Below are 3,402 nucleotides of genomic sequence, written 5' to 3'. Positions count from 1 at the left end.
CTGAAATGGGGCGAAAGTCTGTGGACTCTGTGTAAGACAGTACATGGTTTTTTAACTGTGGTATGCGACGGTGGTGGAAGCAGAAACTTAAATCGTGAGGTTTAGGAATCGCCGCACTTTTAGGGCGGCGAGGATGTCAATCTAGTCATTTCAGATAAGTCTGATATACTCTAGTGGTCTGTCAAGATTGAATTGAAGGATAAATCTACCCCTGTTCCCTCTGCTTCCCCTGCTTGTCTCAACCCGTTATTTTAGAATTGACAGACCACTAGACCGATGAAACCCTGTCAATCCCTCGCCTGAGTGCGATGGGAGCGTCAATCGCCAGAATTACCCTGAGAATTACCCCCTTGGGATGGGACTATTCTGCCCAGGAAATAAATGGTACTTTATTTTCTGGCAAGTTCCTGACTGCGACCGATGATCGCCCAGAGATAACTAATTGCTAAGGCCAAAAACGTGAGGGGAATACTTTCTTTGACGATAAAAATCCCTAAACCGATCAGCACACAGGGAACGAAGGTACTTCCCTGACTGGTTAGGATAGTGGCGATGGTCGGCACGCTGGTCAACCCGTAGGCGATTGCACACCAAACCCCCACCAGAATCAAAAACACGCTGACGATAACGATCAGACTTGTGACGGTACTACTGGCAAACAGGGGAACGTAAATGCCGATATTATCGCTGCCGTTAGCGACGGTTAACGCAGCCACGCTATAGGTGCGCGAGTCAAACCAACCACCGAAGGGGGAATTTTTCGCATCCTCCAGGTCCACTTCCACATTCTCCGGCTCTTCCTCCTCCTCCTCTTCTTTGAGAAGGGAAACGATGCCGAGAATCACAGGAACGAGGCCTAGATAGCGAATCCATGGGGTAGGGATGAGAAAGCAACCGAAAAATCCCGCTAAACTGGCAATAACCAGCAGAATAAAGCCGATATACTGACCGATCACGATATCGCGACGACGGAAGAGTTTTCCCGTTTGGCTGAAGAGAATCGTCAGGATCAATATATCGTCCAGGTTGGTGGCAACGAATGCCGCTACACCCGTAGATATCGCAATCACAATCTCGATCATCGTTTTTCTCCTTAAGATAGCCGTCGGGTTCGTCCGTTCGTTATACCTTGTTCGGCTTTTCCTTCAAAGGTTCGGCAACAGGAGAATCCTACTACCCATCCCAATGGAGAAACTGTATTTCCGACGACCGATCGCCTTATCCCGGTGCGGGATGAAAAAAGAAAGCGAGGGCGATCACTGCGTAGGTCGCCACCAGTAATATACCCTCTAGCCAGTTCGAGCGACCGTCGTTACTGATTGAGTTAGTCAGCCACACTGCGACGGCGACGGCGACCAATTCAAACGGATCGAAATCGAGAGCCATCGGCTGACCGAGGAAATAACCCGCAATCACGAGGACAGGTGCGACAAAAAGTGCGATTTGCAGACTGGAACCGACGGTGACAGAAACCGCCAGATCCATTTTGTCTTTTAAGGCAACCCTAACCGCAGTGGCGTGTTCGGCTGCGTTGCCGATAATTGGCAGCAGGATCACCCCTGTGAAAAGGGTTGTTAATCCTAATTCGCTCGTAGCTTCCTCTAGGGTGTTCACCAATAATTCCGATTCGATCGCCACCCCGATCGTCACCAGCAGTAATATCCCCACCCACAGCCAGAGATTCGGCTTTTTTACGCTTACGGTTTCCCCCGACTCTTGATCGAGATCGGCAACTCCCACCTCGTAAAGATAGGTGTGGGTCTTCATCGAAAACAGCAGACTCAGACCATACACAAAAATTAATACCGCCGCCACCGCTACCGAGAGACGCTGTAGGACGATCTCCTGGATTGCGGCGGAGGTGTATTGAACGGTCGTGGGTAGGAGGATCGCGGCGACGGCGAGATTCATCGACGAGGAATTTAAACGGGCGGTCACGGGCTGGAATTTCTGTTCTTTATAGCGTAAGCCGCCGAAAAACATCGATACGCCCGTTACCAGCAGCAGATTCCCGATAATCGAACCGGTAATGGTCGCTTTCACCACCTCGATCAAACCCTCTTCTAGGGCGGCGTAGGCGAGAATTAATTCGGTAGCGTTGCCGAAGGTGGCATTCAGTAAACCGCCGAGATTCGGTCCGACCACGACGGCGATTTCCTCGGTTGCCTTTCCCATGTAAGCGGCCAGGGGAACGATCGCCAGACAAGCACTCAGAAAAATGATCGTCACGTCCCAATGGAGGAAATTCCCAGCGATCGAGATCGGGACAAAAACCAACAAAATGGCGAAAATCCAGTTTTTTATATTCATACCAAGGGATGTTTCGGGATCAAACCGCGCACGGTTTTGAAAAACAGACTATCAGCCTTTTTTCCGTTTCAATTAGCCGAATCGCCCGGTAATATACTCCCGGGCCTCGTCGGTTTGCGGATTGCCGAACATAACTTCCGTGGGGCTGAATTCGACTAATTTCCCCCGGCGTTTCCCAGACGAATCGGTTTCGGTGTTAAAAAACGCCGTCCAGTCGGCGATCCGCGATGCCTGCTGCATATTGTGGGTGACGGTGATGATCGTGTAACTTTCCTTCAGTTGTAGGCACAATTCCTCCACCTGACGGGTAGAAATGGGATCGAGAGCCGAACAGGGTTCATCCATCAATAAAACATCCGGCTTCATCGCGATTGCACGGGCGATACAGAGGCGCTGTTGCTGTCCCCCCGATAGTGCCGTTCCTTTTTCTTTCAGTTTGTCCTTTACTTCCTCCCAGATCGCCGCCTGCCGCAGGGAAGACTCGACCAATTCCTCAAGATTTCCCTGATAACCGTTGGTTCGGGGCGCGTAGGCGATATTCTCGTAAATGCTCTTGGGAAAAGGGTTGGGACGTTGGAAAACCATCCCCACCTGTCGCCGTAACTTGACGGCGTTGACCTGCGAATCGTAAATATTCTGATTTCGGTAGAGTAATCTTCCCTCCACCTTGGCACCGGGGATCAGATCGTTCATTCGGTTAAAGCAGCGCAAGAGGGTACTTTTCCCGCAACCGGACGGGCCGATAAAGGCGACGATTTTTCGCGCGGGAATTTTAATATGAACGTCCACAAGAGCGAGAAACCCGTTATAAAAAACTTTGACTCCTTCCGCATCGAAAACACTGTGATCTGAGTTAAGGTGGGTAGTCATAGCAAAAATTCTCCTGAGTATGGTTAAAGATGTGTTTCGAGGGCAGTGGGGTGTAGAGGAGTGGGCAATTAAGAACTTAAATAGGGTCTGCTGAAAAAGTACGGGCGAAGCATTCGGATAGAAAATCTCCGGTTTCACCGATAGGTTATTGCCCGAATGCTTCGCCCCTACGGGACGCGGGCCGATGAAGACGCAAGGTTTTGAAGCACGATTCTCTCAAAA

At 50.4% G+C, this 3,402-nt stretch carries 3 protein-coding genes; all 3 read right to left on the bottom strand.

Annotated features, from left to right (window positions below; genetic code table 11):
- Positions 1-389: 389 nt before the first annotated feature.
- Entirely contained in the window at positions 390-1,082 is a 693-nt protein-coding gene (locus O9324_RS02355) for a cadmium resistance transporter (RefSeq protein ID WP_002766779.1), read from the bottom strand.
- 136 nt (positions 1,083-1,218) lie between these two features.
- Positions 1,219-2,310, bottom strand: a complete 1,092-nt coding sequence (gene cax, locus O9324_RS02350; protein ID WP_288139384.1) for a calcium/proton exchanger — start codon at positions 2,308-2,310, stop codon at positions 1,219-1,221.
- A 72-nt stretch (positions 2,311-2,382) separates the two neighbouring features.
- The gene (pstB, locus tag O9324_RS02345; RefSeq protein WP_288139383.1) at positions 2,383-3,180 is read right to left on the bottom strand and encodes a phosphate ABC transporter ATP-binding protein PstB; all 798 of its coding nucleotides are present in this window, start codon (positions 3,178-3,180) and stop codon (positions 2,383-2,385) included.
- Between the last annotated feature and the right edge of the window lie 222 nt (positions 3,181-3,402).

This window comes from Microcystis sp. LE19-84.1B, from assembly GCF_027531875.1.
In the GTDB taxonomy this organism is placed as follows: domain Bacteria; phylum Cyanobacteriota; class Cyanobacteriia; order Cyanobacteriales; family Microcystaceae; genus Microcystis; species Microcystis panniformis.
The sequence above is the reverse complement of the archived record's forward strand: the minus strand, read 5'-3'. Positions and strand labels throughout refer to the sequence as shown.